Genomic DNA, 16,477 nt, shown 5'->3' with positions numbered 1-16,477 from the left:
GCCTGATGGGCGCCTATATCCTGCGCCGCATCCTTTTGATGATCCCGACGCTGTTCGGCATCATGGCGATATCCTTCGCCGTCATCCAGTTCGCCCCCGGCGGTCCGGTCGAACAGGTCATCGCCCGGCTGACCAATCAGGGCGGCAGCGACCGCCTCGGCGGCGGTGGTGGCGACGCGGGCGCTGGCGGCAATTTCGATGCCGCCGGCGACGTCAGTTCCAAATATCGCGGTGCGCAGGGACTCGATCCGGAATTCATCAAGAAGCTGGAGAAGCAGTTCGGCTTCGACAAGCCGCCGCTCGAGCGCTTCGGCATGATGCTTTGGAATTACGCCCGCTTTGATTTCGGCGACAGCTATTTCCGCGACATTTCGGTGCTCGACCTGATCCTGGAGAAAATGCCGGTGTCGATCTCGATCGGGCTGTGGATCACGCTGTTGTCCTACCTGATCTCGATCCCGCTCGGCATCCGCAAGGCGGTCAAGGACGGCACTCCCTTCGACGTCTGGACCAGCGGCGTCGTCATTGTCGGCTATGCCATTCCGGGCTTCCTGTTCGGCATCATGCTGATGGTGCTGTTTGCCGGCGGGTCTTTCTGGGACTGGTTTCCGTTGCGCGGCCTCACCTCGGACAATTGGGATCAATTGTCCTGGTGGGGAAAGATCGTCGACTATTTCTGGCACATGACCTTGCCGCTGACCGCACTGGTGCTATCGGCCTTCGCCACCACGACGCTGCTGACCAAGAACTCGTTCCTCGAAGAAATCCGCAAGCAGTATGTGGTGACGGCGAGGGCCAAGGGTCTGTCGGAACGGCAGGTGCTCTACGGCCACGTCTTCCGCAACGCCATGCTGATCGTCATCGCCGGCTTTCCCGGCGCCTTCATCTCGGCCTTCTTCACCGGCTCGCTGCTGATCGAGAACATCTTTTCCCTCGATGGCCTCGGCCTGCTCGGCTTCCGGTCGGTGGTCGAGCGCGACTATCCCGTGGTGTTCGCCAACCTCTACATCTTCTCGCTGCTGGGGCTGTTCGTCGGTCTCTTGTCCGACCTGCTCTACACCTGGGTCGATCCGCGCATCGATTTCGAGCGGAGAGACGTCTGATGTCGGAGGCTACAGTCCCCGTGGACGCGGCACCCGCGCGGATAAAGCGGCCGTTTCTGTCGCCGCTCAACAAGCGGCGCCTGCAGAACTTCAGAGCCAACCGGCGCGGCTACTGGTCGCTGTGGATCTTCCTCGTCCTGTTCGTGCTGTCGCTGTTTTCCGAGTTCATCGCCAACGACAAGCCGATCATCGCCTCCTACAAGGGCGAGATCCTGTTTCCGGTGCTGGTCGCCTACCCCGAGGAAAAATTCGGCGGTTTCTATGCCGTCACCGATTATCGCGACCCGGTCATCCAGGACGAGATCAACGCCAATGGCTGGATGATCTGGCCACCGGTGCGCTACTCCTATCAGACCGTCAACAACGCCATTCCGGAAGCAGCGCCGGCCAAGCCGTCGTGGCAGTATGACGCCACGAAGCGCTGCAACCAGTATCCGCAGGGTGCCGCCGACCCGGCCTGCATGGTCGGCAACTGGAATTGGCTCGGCACCGACGACCAGGCGCGCGACGTGCTGGCGCGCGTCATCTACGGTTTCCGCATTTCGGTGCTGTTCGGCCTGATCCTGACCGCCGGCTCGGCCTTGATCGGCGTCGCGGCCGGCGCCGTGCAAGGCTATTTCGGCGGCTGGACGGATCTCTTGTTCCAGCGTTTCATCGAAATCTGGTCCGCCATCCCGGTGCTCTATCTCCTGCTCATCGTCGCCGCCATCCTGCCGCCGGGCTTCTTCATCCTGCTCGGCCTGATGCTGCTGTTCTCCTGGGTGGCGCTGGTCGGCGTGGTGCGGGCCGAGTTCCTGCGCGCCCGCAATTTCGAATATGTCAACGCGGCCCGGGCACTCGGCGTGCCCAACCGCACCATCATGTTCCGGCACCTGCTGCCCAACGCCATGGTGGCGACATTGACCTTCATGCCCTTCCTGCTCTCAGGCTCGATCTCGACGCTGACCTCACTCGACTACCTCGGCTTTGGCCTGCCGCCCGGCTCCGCCTCGCTCGGCGAACTGCTCAAGCAGGCGCAGCGGAACCTCAATGCGCCGTGGCTCGGCATCTCCGGCTTCGTCGTCATCTCGCTGATGCTGTCGCTGCTGGTCTTCGTCGGCGAGGCGACGCGCGATGCCTTCGATCCGCGCAAGACCTTCAGATGAGCGAAGCCCCCTTGCTCAGCGTACAGGACCTCAGCGTCGCCTTCAGCCAGGGCGGTAGCCAGTCGACGGCCGTCGACCACATCTCGTTCGACATCGCCAAGGGCGAGACGGTGGCGCTGGTCGGCGAATCCGGCTCCGGCAAATCGGTCTCGGCGCTTTCGGTGCTGAAGCTGCTGCCCTATCCAAGCGCCAGCCACCCCTCGGGAAAGATCCTGTTCCAGGGCGCCGACCTGCTGGCGATGAGCGAGAAGCAGTTGCGGCAGGTGCGCGGCAACAAGATCACCATGATCTTTCAGGAGCCGATGACCTCGCTCAATCCGCTGCACACGATCGAGCAGCAGATCGTCGAGATCCTGAAGCTGCATCAGGGCATGGCCGACCGCCCGGCCAAGGAACGCACACTGGCCTTGCTCAACGAGGTCGGCATCCGCGATCCGCACAAGCGCCTCGATGCCTATCCACACCAGTTGTCCGGCGGCCAGCGTCAGCGCGTGATGATCGCCATGGCGCTGGCCAACGAGCCCGAACTTCTGATCGCCGACGAGCCGACGACGGCACTCGACGTCACCGTGCAGGCGCAGATCCTCGAACTGCTGGCCGGCTTGAAGAGCCGCAAGGGCATGTCGATGCTGTTCATCACCCATGATCTCGGCATCGTGCGCAAGATTGCCGACCGCGTCTGCGTGATGACCAAGGGCAAGATCGTCGAGACCGGGCCGACCAAGGAGATCTTCGCCAATCCGCAGCATGCCTATACGCGGCATCTGCTGGCGGCCGAGCCGAAGGGCAAGCCGCCGGCCGCCAATGCCGCCGCCAAGCCTGTCATGACCGGCAAGGACATAAAGGTCTGGTTCCCGATCAAGCAGGGCTTCTTCCGCCGCACCGTCGACAATGTGAAGGCGGTCGACGGCATCGATGTCACCGTGCGCGCCGGCCAGACGCTTGGCGTGGTTGGCGAATCCGGCTCCGGCAAGACGACGCTCGGCCTGGCGCTGGCAAGAATGATTTCGTCGACCGGAACGATCCAGTTCAACGGTCGCGACATCAACCAGCTGACTTTCAACGCCATGCGGCCGCTCAGGCGCGAATTGCAGATCGTCTTCCAGGATCCGTTCGGCTCGCTCAGCCCGCGCATGTCGATCGCAGAGATCATCGAAGAAGGCCTCAAGATCCACGAGCCGAAGCTGTCGCCCGACGAGCGCGACGACAAGGTGGCCGCCGTGCTGAAGGAGGTCGGGCTAGACCCTGCGACACGCAACCGCTATCCGCACGAGTTTTCCGGCGGCCAGCGCCAGCGCGTCGCCATCGCACGCGCCATGGTGCTCAACCCGCGCTTCGTCATGCTGGACGAGCCGACATCGGCACTTGACATGAGCGTGCAGGCGCAGGTCGTCGATCTGCTGCGCAGCCTGCAGGCCAAGCACGATCTCGCCTATCTCTTCATCAGCCATGATTTGAAAGTCATCCGGGCGCTGGCCAACGACGTCATCGTCATGCGCAATGGCCGGATCGTCGAAGCCGGTCCTTCCCAGCAGATTTTTGAAAATCCGCAAACCGACTATACTCGGGCGCTGATCTCGGCCGCCTTCAAAATCGAGACGGCACCGGTCGGCATCGTCAGCGAGTGATTTGCGTAGAGAGGGACTAAAAGACCGCAATGGAAAAAGGCCGTATCCTGCTTGCCGTCACCGGCTTTCATCCGCAGCGCTGGCGCGAGCTCCTGTCGGCCGAGCGCGAGGTGGTGCTGGAGCCCGACGGCGCCAGCGACCCGTCGATCACCTATGCCGTGGTGTGGAAGCAGAAGCCGAACCTGTTGTCGTCGCTGCCCAATCTGCGCGCCATCTTCTCGATCGGCGCCGGCGTCGATCATATCTTCGCCGATCCCGGCCTGCCCGATGTGCCGATCGTCAAGGTCGTCGCCGACAACCTCACCCAGTACATGACCGAATATGTCGTCTGGCGGGTTCTCGACCATCACCGCCAGGGCCTGCTCTACCGGTCGCAGCAGCCGAAGAAGATCTGGCACGAGCCGCAGCAGAGGCCTGCCGGTGACATTTCGGTTGGCATCATGGGCCTCGGCAGTCTCGGCCGCGCCGCGGCCTCGGTGCTTTTGTCGCTCGGCTTTGCCGTCAATGGCTGGTCGCGCACCGACAAGGCCATGGAAGGCGTCGCGACCTATTCCGGCGAAGCCGGGCTGATCCCCTTCCTCAAGGCAACCGACATCCTGGTCGTGCTTTTGCCGCTGACGCCGGAGACAAAGGGCATCATCAACTATGGCGTGCTGAAGGAATTGCGCAAACGCAACGGCCTCGGCGGCTCTGTGCTGATCAATGCCGGACGCGGCCGCCTGCAGAAGGATGCCGACATTTTGCGGGCACTGGATGACGGCACATTGAAGGAGGCAAGCCTCGACGTGTTCGAGGTCGAACCGCTGCCGAAGACCAGTCCGCTGTGGGGGCATCCAAAAGTGTTCGTGACGCCGCACGCGGCGGCGACCTCCGACCCTGTCCATTTGGCGCCGATCATGCTGCGCCAGATGGACGCCTTCGAGCGCGGCGAAAAGCTCGACAATCTGGTGGACCGCGAGGCAGGGTATTAACCAGGACAGCCTCATCGGGCCAGGTCCCACTCCCGGAAGCATTTCTTGATTGCCCGCAGTGACGACAACTGGACCTTTGGCAGATCGAGTTGTTCGAACATTGCCCGGTACCGGTTGCGATTTTTCGGTGTGGCCACGGTGATATGGTGGATCATATCCCATTTGATGCTGTCGTGCCCGCCCTCCTAGGCACCGCGCCGCTCAATCTCAAACAGTGTTCGCCTGATATAGCGCAGCAGGCTTGTCGGCGTCGATATATCCAACAAGATCAATCCCGTCGCTCGCAGAAAGCGTTGGGGCATGCAAACCGAATAATTTCCATCCATCACTCAACGCTCGCCGGCGATAGCGGCGTCATGCAAGGCAATGAATTCGTCCCTTGGGCGCGCTTCCCAATCCGTGTTCGGGAGATGGAAGAGTTGATCTAGATGAATAGTCGCCAGATCACGTTTGCGGGCAATCGCAGCGGCAAGGGTCGACTTGCCGCTGTTGGACGGCCCCAAGATACATATGCGGTCCCCTAGCTCCGAGAGATGCATCCGATCGTGCCCTACGAGGTGGTTTGTTGCCTGCGATTCTCAACCCGTGGCGGCCTCGGATCTTTAGCCAGGCAGGGCGAGTTTCTTCTGCTTGTCCGGCTGGCCGCATTCGCGGCGATCGATCGACCGGTTCATGGCATCGATCTCGCCGCTCGCCTTGTCGGTATCGCGTTTGGCCTTGGAGCGCATGTCAGGCGTGAACGGGCCGAAGCCCATCGCCGGATTGGAGAAGGTCGGCTTGGCCTTCGTCGGAAGGTTGTATTGCTGCGCCAAGCCGTTGCGCTGCGCCAGCAACTGGTCGCAGGGCACGTTGTCATATTGCAGGGAGGACTGGACGTTCGCATCCTGCTGTTCCGACATCGAAGTGCCGCCGACGCAGCCGGCGGTCAGCAGGCAAGAGGCCAAGATCATCATGTTCCAGCGCATCGACTATGCTCCTCCTGATATCCCACCCTGATGCGAGCAGATCGCAAATATCAGTCGCGCATGCAAATCGGACTTTTTCACAGCAAGAATGTTTGCGAGGTGGCGATAGACCCCTTCGCCGGCAGCTTGCCTGCCACAACGGCAGGGCTGCGAGTTCGGGGCAAAGGGTTCCTTCGGAGCCTTGGCCGGCGCGTGGCTGACGGAGCATCAAACGAAAAACCGCCTGTGCGGCGGGTGACTGGCACAAATCAGCACCATGGGCGAAAATGTATCATAGCTGAGGGCAGGATGTCAAGAAAAAATTCCTATCGCGCTGCCCGGCAAAACGGCGGACACCGCCGAACTGGCTGTCGCCAGGTCTTTGCTAGGCTGAGTTCGGAGCCCCGGCCACAACGATCAGCCCGTTGACGTGTTCCCCGCGATCCTGCCGGATCACGGTTGGTTCCAGTGACAGGACCGAAAGCCCGTTGGCGGCCAGGACCTCGCGCACATAGTGTTGCGCATGCGCATAGCGGCGCGACGGCAGCAGCATGAAATCGCCGTCGCCAGCCAGCGTCTCCACGGAAAATGCGAACAGGCCATCCGTGGCCAGCAGCCCGGCAATCGTCTTCACCACGCCGCCCAACGCGCCGACATAGATGAAAACATCGGCCACCGTCACCAGATCGGCTTTCGGACCGGCATAGGGAAAATCCCGCAGATCGGCCTTATCGAGGAAATCGTAGACGCCCTTGGTCCGCGCCTTTCTCAGCATCCTGGCCGAAATGTCATATCCCTCCAGCCGGTCGGCGATCGGCCGCAGCCTCTGTCCCGTCAGGCCGGTGCCGCAGCCAAGATCGAGCGCCAGCGCGAAGCGGCCCGGCCTTGCCGCTCGAATGGCTTGGTCGAGCATCTCAGGCAGCCGGTACCCCAGCCTGCCGACCAGGGACTCGTCGAAGCTCTCGGCATAATGGTCGAACAGTGTCTCGACGAAGGCGCTGGGGAGCGCGTCGAGCGCCGGCGCCTTGCCGATCAATTGCAGGTTCAGTGCAGCGCCTTGACGATCCGATGGATCGAGCTGCAGCGACATCGTCCAGGCCTGTGCAGCCAGATCCGCCGCGCCCGCCGCCTGCTGCATCTCACCGAGGCGAAACCAGCCCATGGCCCATTGCGGTGTCATTTCCAGCGCGCCGAGCAGCAATTCCGCCGCTGCTGCGTGATCGCCATCCGCGTGCAGCATCTCGGCATAATCGGCACGACGATCGGCGTTCAAGTCGCCGGACGAGGCTTGAAGCGGTTTCATGGCGATGGGTCCTGCCGGCGGATCGAGCCGGCGGTGCTCTATGCGGGAGTCAGCAGTGAGTTACAACAGGCTTCCCGCCGCGGAATTATATCCTATCTTGGGGATCATGCGCCCCAGCGACCTGCTTCATCCCCGGCCCGAGGGCCTCTATTGCCCGCCGGGCGATTTCTTCATCGACCCGGTCCGGCCGGTCAACCGGGCACTGATCACGCATGGCCATTCCGATCACGCACGTTCCGGCCACCGCTCGGTGCTGGCGACGCGGCAGACGCTCGACATTATGGGCCTGCGCTACGGCGAGAATTTCGCTGGCGCGACGCAAGCGGCACAGCTCGGCGAGACGATTGCACTCAATGGCATCAGCGTCAGCTTCCATCCAGCCGGCCATGTGCTGGGCTCGGCGCAGATAGCGGTCGAGCATCAGGGCACGCGCATCGTCGCTTCCGGCGACTACAAGCGGCAGAGAGACGCGACCTGCGCGCCATTCGAGCCGATCCAGTGCGATGTGTTCATCACCGAAGCGACCTTCGGCCTGCCGGTGTTTCGCCATCCCCCCGATACCGAAGAGATCGCCCGCCTGCTGAAATCGGCAGCGCAGTTCCCCGAGCGCTCGCATCTGGTCGGCGCCTATGCGCTGGGCAAGGCGCAAAGGGTGATGCGGCTGTTGCGCGACGCCGGCTACGACAGGCCGCTCTACATCCATGGCGCGCTGGCCAAACTCAGTGAGTATTACCAGAGCCAAGGCATAGACCTTGGGCAACTGGAGCCGGCAACCGTCGAAAGCGGGGGCAAGGATGATTTTACCGGCGCCATCGTCGTCGGCCCGCCATCGGCCTTCGCCGACCGCTGGGCGCGGCGCTTTCCCGATCCGATCTCGTGCTTCGCGTCAGGCTGGATGCGCATTCGCCAGCGCGCCAAGCAAGGCGGCGTCGAACTGCCGCTGATCATCTCGGACCATGCCGACTGGGATGAGCTGACCGCCACCATTAGGGAGACCGGAGCCGAGGAAATCTGGGTGACGCATGGCCGCGAGGAAGCGCTGGTGCGCTGGTGCGAGCTCGAAGGCATCGCGGCGCGACCACTGCACCTGGTAGGGTACGAGGACGAGGGCGATTGATGCTAGTTGCTGATCCACCAATCACCGGCGCCGCGATCCTTCACACCCCCCTCTGGCCTGCCGGCCATCTCCCCCGCAAGGGGGGAGATCAGATGTCACCGCCGCTTTCGCTAATCACCAACCGCGCAAGGAGAGTGCTGGCATCGAAGCTGTCAATCTCCCCCCTTGCGGGGGAGATGTCCGGCAGGACAGAGGGGGGTGTGCCGAAGTGCCAAGCCCATCCAGTAGTGTCACCATGAACCGCTTCGCCGAGCTTCTCGACCGCCTGGTGCTGACGCCGTCGCGCAATGGCAAGCTGACCTTGCTGACCGACTATTTCCGAGCCGTGGAGGATCCCGATCGCGGGCTGGCGCTGGCTGCCATCACCGGCGATCTCCACATTGCCGCGGTCAAGCCGGCGATGCTGCGCATGCTGGTCACCGAGCGCATGGATCCGGTGCTGTTCGGCTATTCCTACGACTATGTCGGCGATCTCGCCGAAACGGTGTCGCTGGTCTGGCCGCAAACGCCCGGAAACCTTCCGAACCGCGAGCCGACGCTTGGCGAGGTCGTGGCCAGACTGCAGGCGGCGAGCCGCTCCGACGGGCCGAAGGTACTGGCCGGGCTGCTCGACAGCGCCGGCACCTCGGCGCGCTTTGCCATCATCAAATTGGTCACCGGCGGGCTGCGCATCGGCGTATCGGCGCGGCTGGCCAAACAGGCGCTGGCCGATTTCGGCAAGGTCGAAGTGGCCGAGATCGAGGAGCTCTGGCACGGGCTGTCACCGCCTTACACAGCGCTGTTCGCGTGGCTGGAGGGCAAGGCCGAAAAGCCCAGGAACACGGCGTTGGCATTGTTTCGCCCGGTAATGCTGTCGAACCCGCTCAGTGAAGGCGATCTCGAAAAGCTCGATCCGGCGGATTATGCCGCAGAATGGAAATGGGACGGCATCCGTGTCCAGGCGGTGGCCGAGGGCGGCATCCGCCGGCTCTATTCGCGCACCGGCGATGACGTTTCGGGTGCCTTTCCGGACCTCGCCGATGCCATGCATTTTTCCGCAACGCTGGACGGCGAACTGCTTGTCGGCGATCCCCGGCAGGCGACGGGAACGTTCTCGGATCTGCAGCAGCGGCTGAACCGCAAGACGGTGACACCGAAGATGCAGCAGCAATACCCGGCCTTCATGCGCTGCTACGATCTGCTCCAGGTCGGCGGCGAGGATCTGCGCGCGCTGTCGTTTCGCGAGCGGCGCGGCCGGCTGGAAGCGTTTGTCGGAACGCTCGACCCGAGCCGTTTCGATATTTCGCCATTCGTCGACTTCACGGATTGGCAAACGCTGGAGGAACTGCGCCGGGTGCCGCCGCATCCGATCATCGAAGGCGTCATGCTGAAGCGCTGGGACTCAGCCTATGTCGCCGGCCGGCCGAAAGGTCCATGGTTCAAATGGAAACGCGATCCGCACACGGTGGACGCCGTGCTGATGTATGCCCAGCGCGGCCACGGCAAACGCTCGAGCTTCTATTCCGACTATACGTTCGGTGTCTGGACAGGTGCCGAAGGCGAGGAGGAACTGGTGCCGGTCGGCAAGGCCTATTTCGGCTTCACCGATGCGGAGCTGAAGCAGATCGACAAATATGTCCGCGACAACACGATCGAGCGTTTCGGGCCGGTGCGTTCGGTGCGGGCCGACCGCGACAACGGCCTGGTGCTGGAAGTCGCCTTCGAAGGGCTGAACCGCTCGACCCGGCACAAATCCGGCGTCGCCATGCGCTTTCCCCGCATTTCGCGGCTGCGCTGGGACAAGCCGGCCAACGAGGCCGACCGCATCGAGACGCTGCAGGCGCTGCTCGACCGCTAGCCGTTCAGCGCTCTTACGGCTCGATCGAAACGCGGATTTCGTAGATGTCCGCGGCCTTACCCTGCTTGTCGAAGTCGGAATTGATGGCAATGGTGCCGGCCGAGCCCGGATGCTTGTCCGGAAACTGCACATCGAACAGATATTCGTTCTGCTGCTGGCCGACCGCATAGCGCTTGCGGCCGCAGTCGCCGAGTTCGCCGAAATTGCAGTCGACCGAAATCTGCGTCTCCTTGCCTTCTTCGGAGCGGGCAATGATGTCGAACACGGCATGTTTGCCGGCGAGCTTCTCCAGCACGCCTTGTCCGACGTCGAAACTGATCGCCGAACCGGACGCGCCGGAACGGATGCGCAGGAACGAACCGGTATCGTCCTTCATCACCTCGGCCCTGGCGTCAGACGGCGCGCTGACATGGGATGCATCGGCCGGCGAAAACACATTGATCCAGTCGCGCGCCTGGTCCGCGGCGCCGGGTTTTGCCGGACCGCCGTCGGCCGGTGTGAAATCGTCGTCCTCGACGGTCGGCGGCGCCTGCGGCGGGGCGGTGTCGAGTTGCGCGGATGTCTTGAACACGCCGGTCTGCACGGCGAAGAACAGGCCGATGCCAACCGCGGCGAGCAGTGTCACGGTCAGGAAGATGGCGGTCAGCGGCAGGCGACGTCCCCTTATGCGCCGTTCATCGCGGTCGGGCGCCACTTCCGTCGTCGCACCGGCCGAGGCCGGAACCGACATGTCGATGGCCGGAGCATCGGGAAGCGTGGCGTCCGGCATGATATCGGGAACGACGGGCAGGACGCGGGAGCGCGGCGCATCGGCAGCGGATTGCACGGGTCCGTCGACGACGACATCGGGGGACGATGCCTGTCGGCCGGTTTCGACCGCGGGCGCCGGGTCCGCTCCGAGTTCGACCGCCGGTGCATCGCCCTGCGGGCCGGCATCCGGCACCGCCGGCAGGAACTCGGATTCGATTTCGGTGATTTTCGCCTGGATTGCCTTGCGGCGCTTGATGGCGACCTCAACGGTCACACCGGGATTGGCCTGGAGCGCGCGATCGAGCGCGGCAAAAGCCGAACGATAGACCCTCTCGCGGAACGCGCGGTCCTCGGCATTGCCTTTCTCCAAGGCGTTCCGGATCGCTTTTTCGATCGCGTCCAAGCAGGTCCCTCTGTCTTTGCCAACCTTGCCGTGATCGTTAGCCGCAGGCGACCAATCAATCAACGGGCGAGCGGCGTATTCTGCCTCGCAGAGGTGTGCAAAGTCCATTCCGGCGCTGTTCCGGCAACAAAATCAGCATGCTTCGCCGATTTTCGCGCACAGGGAGCGCACGCACCGTGCGCCGTATTCCCTTGGCGATTGACTCGCGGACAAGGCGGCGGCGGCCGGCTTTCGAGGGTGCCATGACGCCGACGCAGGAATTGCCAAGTCGCATCTTGAATTCGCGCCCGGTTGCGTCTATCACCGCCGCATCTTGGAGGCCTTGGCTTCCCGGGCCGCTTTAGCTCAGTTGGTAGAGCACCGCATTCGTAATGCGGGGGTCGCGTGTTCGAGTCACGCAAGCGGCACCATTCCTCCTCCGTTTTGTCGTCTGCCCCTTCGCAGCTGGTGCAAAGGACTGCGACGCCGGCCTGGCAGATCTGCCATTGTCGAGACCCCGGTTTGGTGTGAAACTCATGGCCTCAGCATGGGAGGTCAAAAAATGCCCAACAATTTCAAGACCGGAGACGTCGTCAGGCTGAAATCCGGAGGCCCCAGGATGACGATCAGCGATGGCGCAGCCTCGGGCATGTATCTGTGCCACTGGTTCAATCGCGAGGGCGAGGTGTGGACCCCGCAACATGCCGGGTTCAAGCCCGAACAACTGATTGCGGCCGACCAGTCGGACTAGAGTTTCTTCCATCCCGATCAGATCGGGATGGGCACCCTCTGTTGTCCGGGCTTGAACGGATCAGCACGCGCGACCGACGGATTTTCCGGGTCGCGGCGTTTAACGGTTGAAGCGCGATGGCGGCACAAGCCGTCTGCGTCGCGCCAACCTGGAGACGCACAACATGATCAGTCGTTCGATATCAGTCGTTGCCTTGAGTTTGCAGACCGTTGCGGCTTTCGCCCAGGCAGCGACGCCGCCTGCACCGCCAACGGCCGCGCCACTTGCCGCGCCAGGCGCTTCGGGGACCAGGTCCGACATCACGCTGGCCAAATTCCAGAAGCGGCGCGAGAAGGCGATCATGGCGGCCGATACCGACGGCGACGGCAAGATCAGCCTGCTGGAGTGGGAGGCCTTTCAGACGAAGCGCAACGCCAAAGGCGACGCCGCCAAATCCTTCGCGCGGATCGATTCCAACCATGACGGCTTCATCGATCGCGCCGAACTCGATGCATTCTTCGCCAGGCGCTTCGCCCGGCTGGACAAGAATGCCGACGGCATTTTAACGGCCGACGAACTGCCGGGCCACAAAACCGCTCCCAAGCAGGAACAATGACCAAGAGGCAATGACGCGCGATGAACATCGGGAGTGCGCCGACTGATGGCTGCGGATCCGGACGAGGAGCTGGTTCGCCGTGTTGGCGCCGGCGAGCCCGCAGCCGTGCAAACGCTCGTCGCGCGCAAGCTGCCACGTATACTGGCGCTTGCCGTGCGCATGCTCGGCGATGCGGCGGAGGCCGAGGATGTCGCGCAGGAAACCTTCGTGCGGATCTGGCGCCATGCCGCGAGCTGGCGGCGCGGCAATGCGCGCTTCGACAGCTGGATCCACCGGGTGACGCTCAACCTTTGCTACGACCGGCTGCGTCGCAGGCGCGAATGGGTGACCGGCGACCTGCCGGACGTGGTCGACCCTGCGGCACTTCCCGACGCCCCTCGCCAAGAGGACGCGCTTCGGGTCGAACGGGCACTGCAAGCCATAGCGCCGCGCCAGCGCGAAGCGATCGTTCTGGTCTACTATCAGGAGATGTCCAATATCGAGGCGGCAGCGACCTTGCAGATCAGCGTCGATGCCCTGGAGAGCCTGCTTGCGCGCGGCCGGCGGTCGCTGCAGGCGATCCTGACCGGGATGGCGCCGATGAGTAAGCACCGGGCAAGCACCAACGCACTACGGCCATTGCGCCTTGCTGGTGCCGCCTGGCGCTCGGCGCCGACGGGCAAGGAGGAGACACATGGCTGAAGGGTCCAGAAACGAAATGGATGCCAGGCGCTTTGCCGCCTTGGCACAGGCCTATGGCGGCGACTTGCGGCGATGGCCCGAGGCTGAGCGAATGGCCGGCACGGTCTTTGCCGCGAGCGGCGCGGGCAAGGCCATCTTGAGGCAGGCCGGGGCACTTGACGCGCTGCTCGACAGCTACCGCGTCGACGCCACGGACAAGGCGCTGCACAGCAGCATTCTGCAGGCTGCCGGCCGGCACCTCGTCCAGCGCCGGCGTCAGTGGTTCTGGTGGCTGGGACTTGGACTTGCCGGTATTGGTCTGGCCGGTGCCGTGGCAGGACTGGCCCTGGTGACCATCGTCACGCCGGAGGTCCAGCCGGACCATTATGTGCTGGATGCCAATGTGACGGCGTTTGGCGATGCCGGCCCCGATGCCGAGAACGGTGAGGAAAACCTATGAGCCCGCGCTGGATCCGTGGCCTGGTCATTGCTTCCGTGGTGCTGAACGTCTTTCTTGCAGGCGCATTTGCCGGCGGTGCGGTCTGGCTGAGAAATGCCAAATCGGGTGTCTCGCTGGAATCGGCTGGCCGACAGCTTCCCAACCAGGACCGCAAGGCGTTCCGCCTGGCGCTGCGCCAGGTTCGCGTGGAGTCCCGGCAGATCATTCTAGATGGCCAGCAGGCGAGGCAGGAGGCAGCGGACCTGTTGCAGCAGCCTGTCATGGACAAGGCCGCCTTGTCCGCCGCGCTGGAGCGGGCACGCAATGCCGATGTGACGGTGCGCAGCCGGCTTGAACAGGCCATTGTCGACTTCGCGGCGAACACGTCACACGAAAACCGGAGCGTGCTGGCACAGGCATTGCTGCGCCATATGGAACGCCGCGCCGCCGTTGCGCCGAAAAAATCGCCATGACGACCGACGGAAAAGGCCGGAGACGCCGTTTAACGACGCGAAGGGACAAGCCTGCCCGATCGCACCATGCAGGGCGGCCATCTTCAAACTCGAAAGCACTCGGAGTCCAATTATGAGTCGCCTGAAAAACTACGCAGCAGCCGCTATGCTGGCCCTCAGCGGAACGGTCGTGACAGCCACCGCGTCCAGCGCAATGCCCATCGTGTCCGTTGCCCAGCCGGCCGCCCAGGCATCGGTCGAGCATGTCCGCTGGGGCTGCGGCATCGGCTGGCATCCGAACAGATGGGGACGTTGCGTGCCGAGCGGCGTCGTCATCGTGCGCCCGCGCTACCATTACTGGCACGCTCCGGTCCACGTCTGGCATCCGCACCATCGCTGGCATCGCTGGCACCACTACTGATCGAAGCACGGTAGGGCCAGGCGCTTGTGAAACCTGGTCCCGCCGTTGCGGACAGCGCGATCCCCGGAATTAAGGTTAAATTCACTATAGATTTGTTCTCAGCCCGCAAATAATCGAAGAGTTTCCCGAAACTATGCTCAGGCATATTCATGGGAAAATCTGTGGCTCAGCTTCAAATCCTTGGGCGGGTGCTCTGTCATCCGCTGACGCTGGTCGTGGTCAGCCTAGCCGGTGTCTTCGCCGCCGGACGGGCCGAGCACGAATGGCTGTCGGTGCCGTTCTCGCTGGCGCTGGTGGCTGCCCTTGCCGGACTTCTCTTCCTGGCTTCGGGGCGCCTTGCCTTTTCCGTCTATCTCGCCTGGATGGGCATCGCTTTCATCACAGTGGTGTCAGCGATCAAATTCAGGATGAAGGGGTTTTCGCTGCACTTCTACGACACGGTCTTCGTGTCGAAGGATCCGGAAGTGTACCGCTTCCTGCTCGGCTCCTACCTCCATCTGATCGCGCCGGTCGTTGTTGCCCTGGTGCTCGGCATTACGGCGGCGGTGCTTCTGTTCCGGATCGATCGAAAAATCGGCTGGCCGGTATCGGCACGCGTCCTGGTCATGGCGGCGCTCGTCGTTCTGGTGCCGCTGACCTTTCCGGCCGAGGCCTCGAAGGACCGTTATTTCTACTACATGCAGGGCCGGCACATGTCGGCCTTCTTCGTTTCGCTGCTGGATTTGCACAACCTCGTTGTTGAATCGGGCTTCGAAAAGCGGCTGCAAGCCGTCGCGCCACAGCCGCCTTTTGCCGACACGGTCGATTGCGGCGACCGGGCTGATCTTCCCGACGTCTTTTTCGTGCTCAGCGAAAGCCAGTCCGATCCCGGCTATTTTCCGCAGGTCGGCAACGGCGCGGGATTCCTGCAGAGGTTCGCACCCAAAGCCGGCACGCCGCATCCGATGCAGGTCGAGACGTTTGGCGGCGGCACCTGGATCACCAATCTGTCGCTGATGACCGGCCTGTCGGCCACCGATTTCGGCTGGCGAAGCCCCTATTTGACCATCACCCTGCAGGACAAGGTCGCCGGCGCCTTGCCGGAGGTGCTGGCGCGCTGCGGCTATCGAACTGTCGTGATGACGCCGATGGACTTTTCGTTCGTCAATGAAGGGCCGTTCCTGAAATCGATCGGTTTCGAGACCGTGCTCGACATCAAGGACATCGCCGCGCCCTTCTACCACCTGCGCGATATCTTTTATTACCAGGCGGCCGAAGCATTCATCGCCAGGCACCGCAAGGAAGACGGCCGGCCGCTGTTCCTCGAAATCCAGACCATGTTTCCGCACTCCCCCTATGAGGGGCGGATGGAGCCCGAGTTGAAGGTCGAGGGCGAGCCTTTCTCGGGCGATTTCCAGGCCAATGAGTATCTGCGCCGGATGGCGGTAGCGCGCGGCGATTTCCAGCATTTCCTCGACGAGAGGAAAGCGGATGCCGGTGAACGCGGCGCCGTGGTGCTCGAGTTCGGCGATCACCAGTCGTCGGCGACCAAGCCGTTCGTCGACGCGATCGCCGGGGACGACGCCTTGGCGACCCCTGGCTCGCTTGCCTACCGCACCTTCTACACGCTCACCACCTTCAACCATCCTTTGCGCCATCCGATGCCTGACCTGGCGCCGCTCGACGTCGGCTTTCTCAGCGCAAGCCTGCTCGACGCGGCCGGCCTGCCGATGTCGCCTGTCATGGCCGATCTCGTGCGCCTGCGCGACCATTGCGGCGGCAGGTTCCATGGCTGCAAGGACAGGGCAGAAGTGGACGCGCATCTGCGCCGGCGCGTCGATTCAGGGCTGCTGCATCTGTTCCCGGAGGCGGCGCCGCTGCGTTCGCCGGCGCCGTTCCAATCGGTAGACGCCCGCTAGAGCGATTCCTATTTTGAGAGAATCGTAGGATTCCCAAAGCCGGATGTTTGTGATTCAAGATGCTGGCTGGATTGGAGGCCA

At 63.2% G+C, this 16,477-nt stretch carries 15 protein-coding genes, 1 tRNA gene and 2 pseudogenes; 14 read left to right on the top strand and 4 right to left on the bottom strand.

Features of this window, described 5'->3' with window-relative positions; genetic code table 11:
- Positions 1-5 precede the first annotated feature (5 nt).
- From NKH95_RS22795 to NKH95_RS22780, 4 genes are read left to right on the top strand one after another with little or no spacing between them, the layout of a single operon-like run.
- Complete coding sequence (locus NKH95_RS22795; RefSeq protein WP_013527941.1) at positions 6-1,103, top strand: microcin C ABC transporter permease YejB; 1,098 nt, start codon at positions 6-8, stop codon at positions 1,101-1,103.
- Entirely contained in the window at positions 1,103-2,248 is a 1,146-nt protein-coding gene (locus NKH95_RS22790) for an ABC transporter permease (RefSeq protein ID WP_023811446.1), read from the top strand. The genes NKH95_RS22795 and NKH95_RS22790 overlap by 1 nt, the downstream gene beginning before the upstream one ends.
- A complete protein-coding gene (locus NKH95_RS22785) occupies positions 2,245-3,876 on the top strand; it encodes an ABC transporter ATP-binding protein (protein ID WP_023811447.1) in 1,632 nt (543 codons plus the stop codon). Before NKH95_RS22790 ends, NKH95_RS22785 begins: the two co-directional genes overlap by 4 nt.
- Positions 3,877-3,905: 29 nt before the next feature.
- Positions 3,906-4,847 carry a 2-hydroxyacid dehydrogenase gene (locus NKH95_RS22780; protein WP_023811448.1) on the top strand — a complete coding sequence of 314 codons (942 nt, stop codon included), beginning with the start codon at positions 3,906-3,908 and terminating at the stop codon, positions 4,845-4,847.
- Positions 4,848-4,858: 11 nt separating this feature from the next.
- Here NKH95_RS22780 and NKH95_RS22775 read toward each other — a convergent pair.
- The 3 genes and pseudogenes from NKH95_RS22775 to NKH95_RS22765 all read right to left on the bottom strand — a co-directional run bounded on the left by NKH95_RS22775 (position 4,859) and on the right by NKH95_RS22765 (position 7,094).
- A pseudogene (locus NKH95_RS22775) lies at positions 4,859-5,386 on the bottom strand (P-loop NTPase family protein).
- A 63-nt stretch (positions 5,387-5,449) separates the two neighbouring features.
- Positions 5,450-5,812, bottom strand: a complete 363-nt coding sequence (locus NKH95_RS22770) for a hypothetical protein (RefSeq protein ID WP_023811449.1) — start codon at positions 5,810-5,812, stop codon at positions 5,450-5,452.
- Between the two features lie 364 nt (positions 5,813-6,176).
- On the bottom strand, positions 6,177-7,094 hold the full coding sequence (locus NKH95_RS22765) for a class I SAM-dependent DNA methyltransferase (protein ID WP_023811450.1): 918 nt from the start codon (positions 7,092-7,094) through the stop codon (positions 6,177-6,179).
- A 106-nt stretch (positions 7,095-7,200) separates the two neighbouring features.
- On the opposite strand from NKH95_RS22765, the gene NKH95_RS22760 reads away from it, so the two are divergent.
- Both NKH95_RS22760 and NKH95_RS22755 read left to right on the top strand, forming a co-directional pair.
- Positions 7,201-8,211 carry a ligase-associated DNA damage response exonuclease gene (locus tag NKH95_RS22760; protein ID WP_023811451.1) on the top strand — a complete coding sequence of 337 codons (1,011 nt, stop codon included), beginning with the start codon at positions 7,201-7,203 and terminating at the stop codon, positions 8,209-8,211.
- Positions 8,212-8,446: 235 nt separating this feature from the next.
- Positions 8,447-10,048, top strand: a complete 1,602-nt coding sequence (locus NKH95_RS22755) for a cisplatin damage response ATP-dependent DNA ligase (protein WP_023811452.1) — start codon at positions 8,447-8,449, stop codon at positions 10,046-10,048.
- 13 nt (positions 10,049-10,061) lie between these two features.
- Here the strand turns inward: NKH95_RS22755 and NKH95_RS22750 are convergent, their stop codons facing one another.
- Positions 10,062-11,201, bottom strand: coding sequence for a hypothetical protein (locus tag NKH95_RS22750; protein WP_352773451.1), 1,140 nt, complete (start codon positions 11,199-11,201; stop codon positions 10,062-10,064).
- A 334-nt stretch (positions 11,202-11,535) separates the two neighbouring features.
- Here NKH95_RS22750 and NKH95_RS22745 point away from each other — a divergent pair.
- The 8 genes and pseudogenes from NKH95_RS22745 (at position 11,536) to NKH95_RS22710 (ending at position 16,396) form a co-directional block, all read left to right on the top strand.
- A tRNA-Thr gene (locus tag NKH95_RS22745) sits at positions 11,536-11,611 on the top strand.
- 131 nt (positions 11,612-11,742) lie between these two features.
- Positions 11,743-11,931: a YodC family protein gene (locus NKH95_RS22740; protein ID WP_023811455.1), complete on the top strand. Its 189-nt coding sequence runs from the start codon at positions 11,743-11,745 to the stop codon at positions 11,929-11,931.
- 163 nt (positions 11,932-12,094) lie between these two features.
- Positions 12,095-12,526 carry an EF-hand domain-containing protein gene (locus tag NKH95_RS22735; RefSeq protein WP_023811456.1) on the top strand — a complete coding sequence of 144 codons (432 nt, stop codon included), beginning with the start codon at positions 12,095-12,097 and terminating at the stop codon, positions 12,524-12,526.
- Positions 12,527-12,571: 45 nt separating this feature from the next.
- Positions 12,572-13,113 (top strand): annotated as a pseudogene (locus NKH95_RS22730) (RNA polymerase sigma factor).
- Positions 13,114-13,199: 86 nt separating this feature from the next.
- Positions 13,200-13,646, top strand: a complete 447-nt coding sequence (locus NKH95_RS22725) for a hypothetical protein (RefSeq protein WP_352610779.1) — start codon at positions 13,200-13,202, stop codon at positions 13,644-13,646.
- Positions 13,643-14,098, top strand: a complete 456-nt coding sequence (locus NKH95_RS22720) for a periplasmic heavy metal sensor (protein ID WP_352610780.1) — start codon at positions 13,643-13,645, stop codon at positions 14,096-14,098. Before NKH95_RS22725 ends, NKH95_RS22720 begins: the two co-directional genes overlap by 4 nt.
- Before the next feature lie 112 nt (positions 14,099-14,210).
- Entirely contained in the window at positions 14,211-14,498 is a 288-nt protein-coding gene (locus NKH95_RS22715) for a GCG_CRPN prefix-to-repeats domain-containing protein (RefSeq protein WP_023811460.1), read from the top strand.
- A 161-nt stretch (positions 14,499-14,659) separates the two neighbouring features.
- Complete coding sequence (locus NKH95_RS22710; protein WP_352893294.1) at positions 14,660-16,396, top strand: sulfatase-like hydrolase/transferase; 1,737 nt, start codon at positions 14,660-14,662, stop codon at positions 16,394-16,396.
- Positions 16,397-16,477: the final 81 nt, after the last annotated feature.

The sequence above is a fragment of the Mesorhizobium sp. M0848 genome, assembly GCF_040319805.1.
In the GTDB taxonomy this organism is placed as follows: domain Bacteria; phylum Pseudomonadota; class Alphaproteobacteria; order Rhizobiales; family Rhizobiaceae; genus Mesorhizobium.
The sequence above is the reverse complement of the archived record's forward strand: the minus strand, read 5'-3'. Positions and strand labels throughout refer to the sequence as shown.

Coding starts and splice junctions, on each gene's coding strand:
- NKH95_RS22795 (WP_013527941.1), top strand. CDS start 6: ATGGGCGCCTATATCCTGCGCCGCATCCTTTTGATGATCCCGACGCTG.
- NKH95_RS22790 (WP_023811446.1), top strand. CDS start 1,103: ATGTCGGAGGCTACAGTCCCCGTGGACGCGGCACCCGCGCGGATAAAG.
- NKH95_RS22785 (WP_023811447.1), top strand. CDS start 2,245: ATGAGCGAAGCCCCCTTGCTCAGCGTACAGGACCTCAGCGTCGCCTTC.
- NKH95_RS22780 (WP_023811448.1), top strand. CDS start 3,906: ATGGAAAAAGGCCGTATCCTGCTTGCCGTCACCGGCTTTCATCCGCAG.
- NKH95_RS22770 (WP_023811449.1), bottom strand. CDS start 5,812: ATGCGCTGGAACATGATGATCTTGGCCTCTTGCCTGCTGACCGCCGGC.
- NKH95_RS22765 (WP_023811450.1), bottom strand. CDS start 7,094: ATGAAACCGCTTCAAGCCTCGTCCGGCGACTTGAACGCCGATCGTCGT.
- NKH95_RS22760 (WP_023811451.1), top strand. CDS start 7,201: ATGCGCCCCAGCGACCTGCTTCATCCCCGGCCCGAGGGCCTCTATTGC.
- NKH95_RS22755 (WP_023811452.1), top strand. CDS start 8,447: ATGAACCGCTTCGCCGAGCTTCTCGACCGCCTGGTGCTGACGCCGTCG.
- NKH95_RS22740 (WP_023811455.1), top strand. CDS start 11,743: ATGCCCAACAATTTCAAGACCGGAGACGTCGTCAGGCTGAAATCCGGA.
- NKH95_RS22735 (WP_023811456.1), top strand. CDS start 12,095: ATGATCAGTCGTTCGATATCAGTCGTTGCCTTGAGTTTGCAGACCGTT.
- NKH95_RS22725 (WP_352610779.1), top strand. CDS start 13,200: ATGGCTGAAGGGTCCAGAAACGAAATGGATGCCAGGCGCTTTGCCGCC.
- NKH95_RS22720 (WP_352610780.1), top strand. CDS start 13,643: ATGAGCCCGCGCTGGATCCGTGGCCTGGTCATTGCTTCCGTGGTGCTG.
- NKH95_RS22715 (WP_023811460.1), top strand. CDS start 14,211: ATGAGTCGCCTGAAAAACTACGCAGCAGCCGCTATGCTGGCCCTCAGC.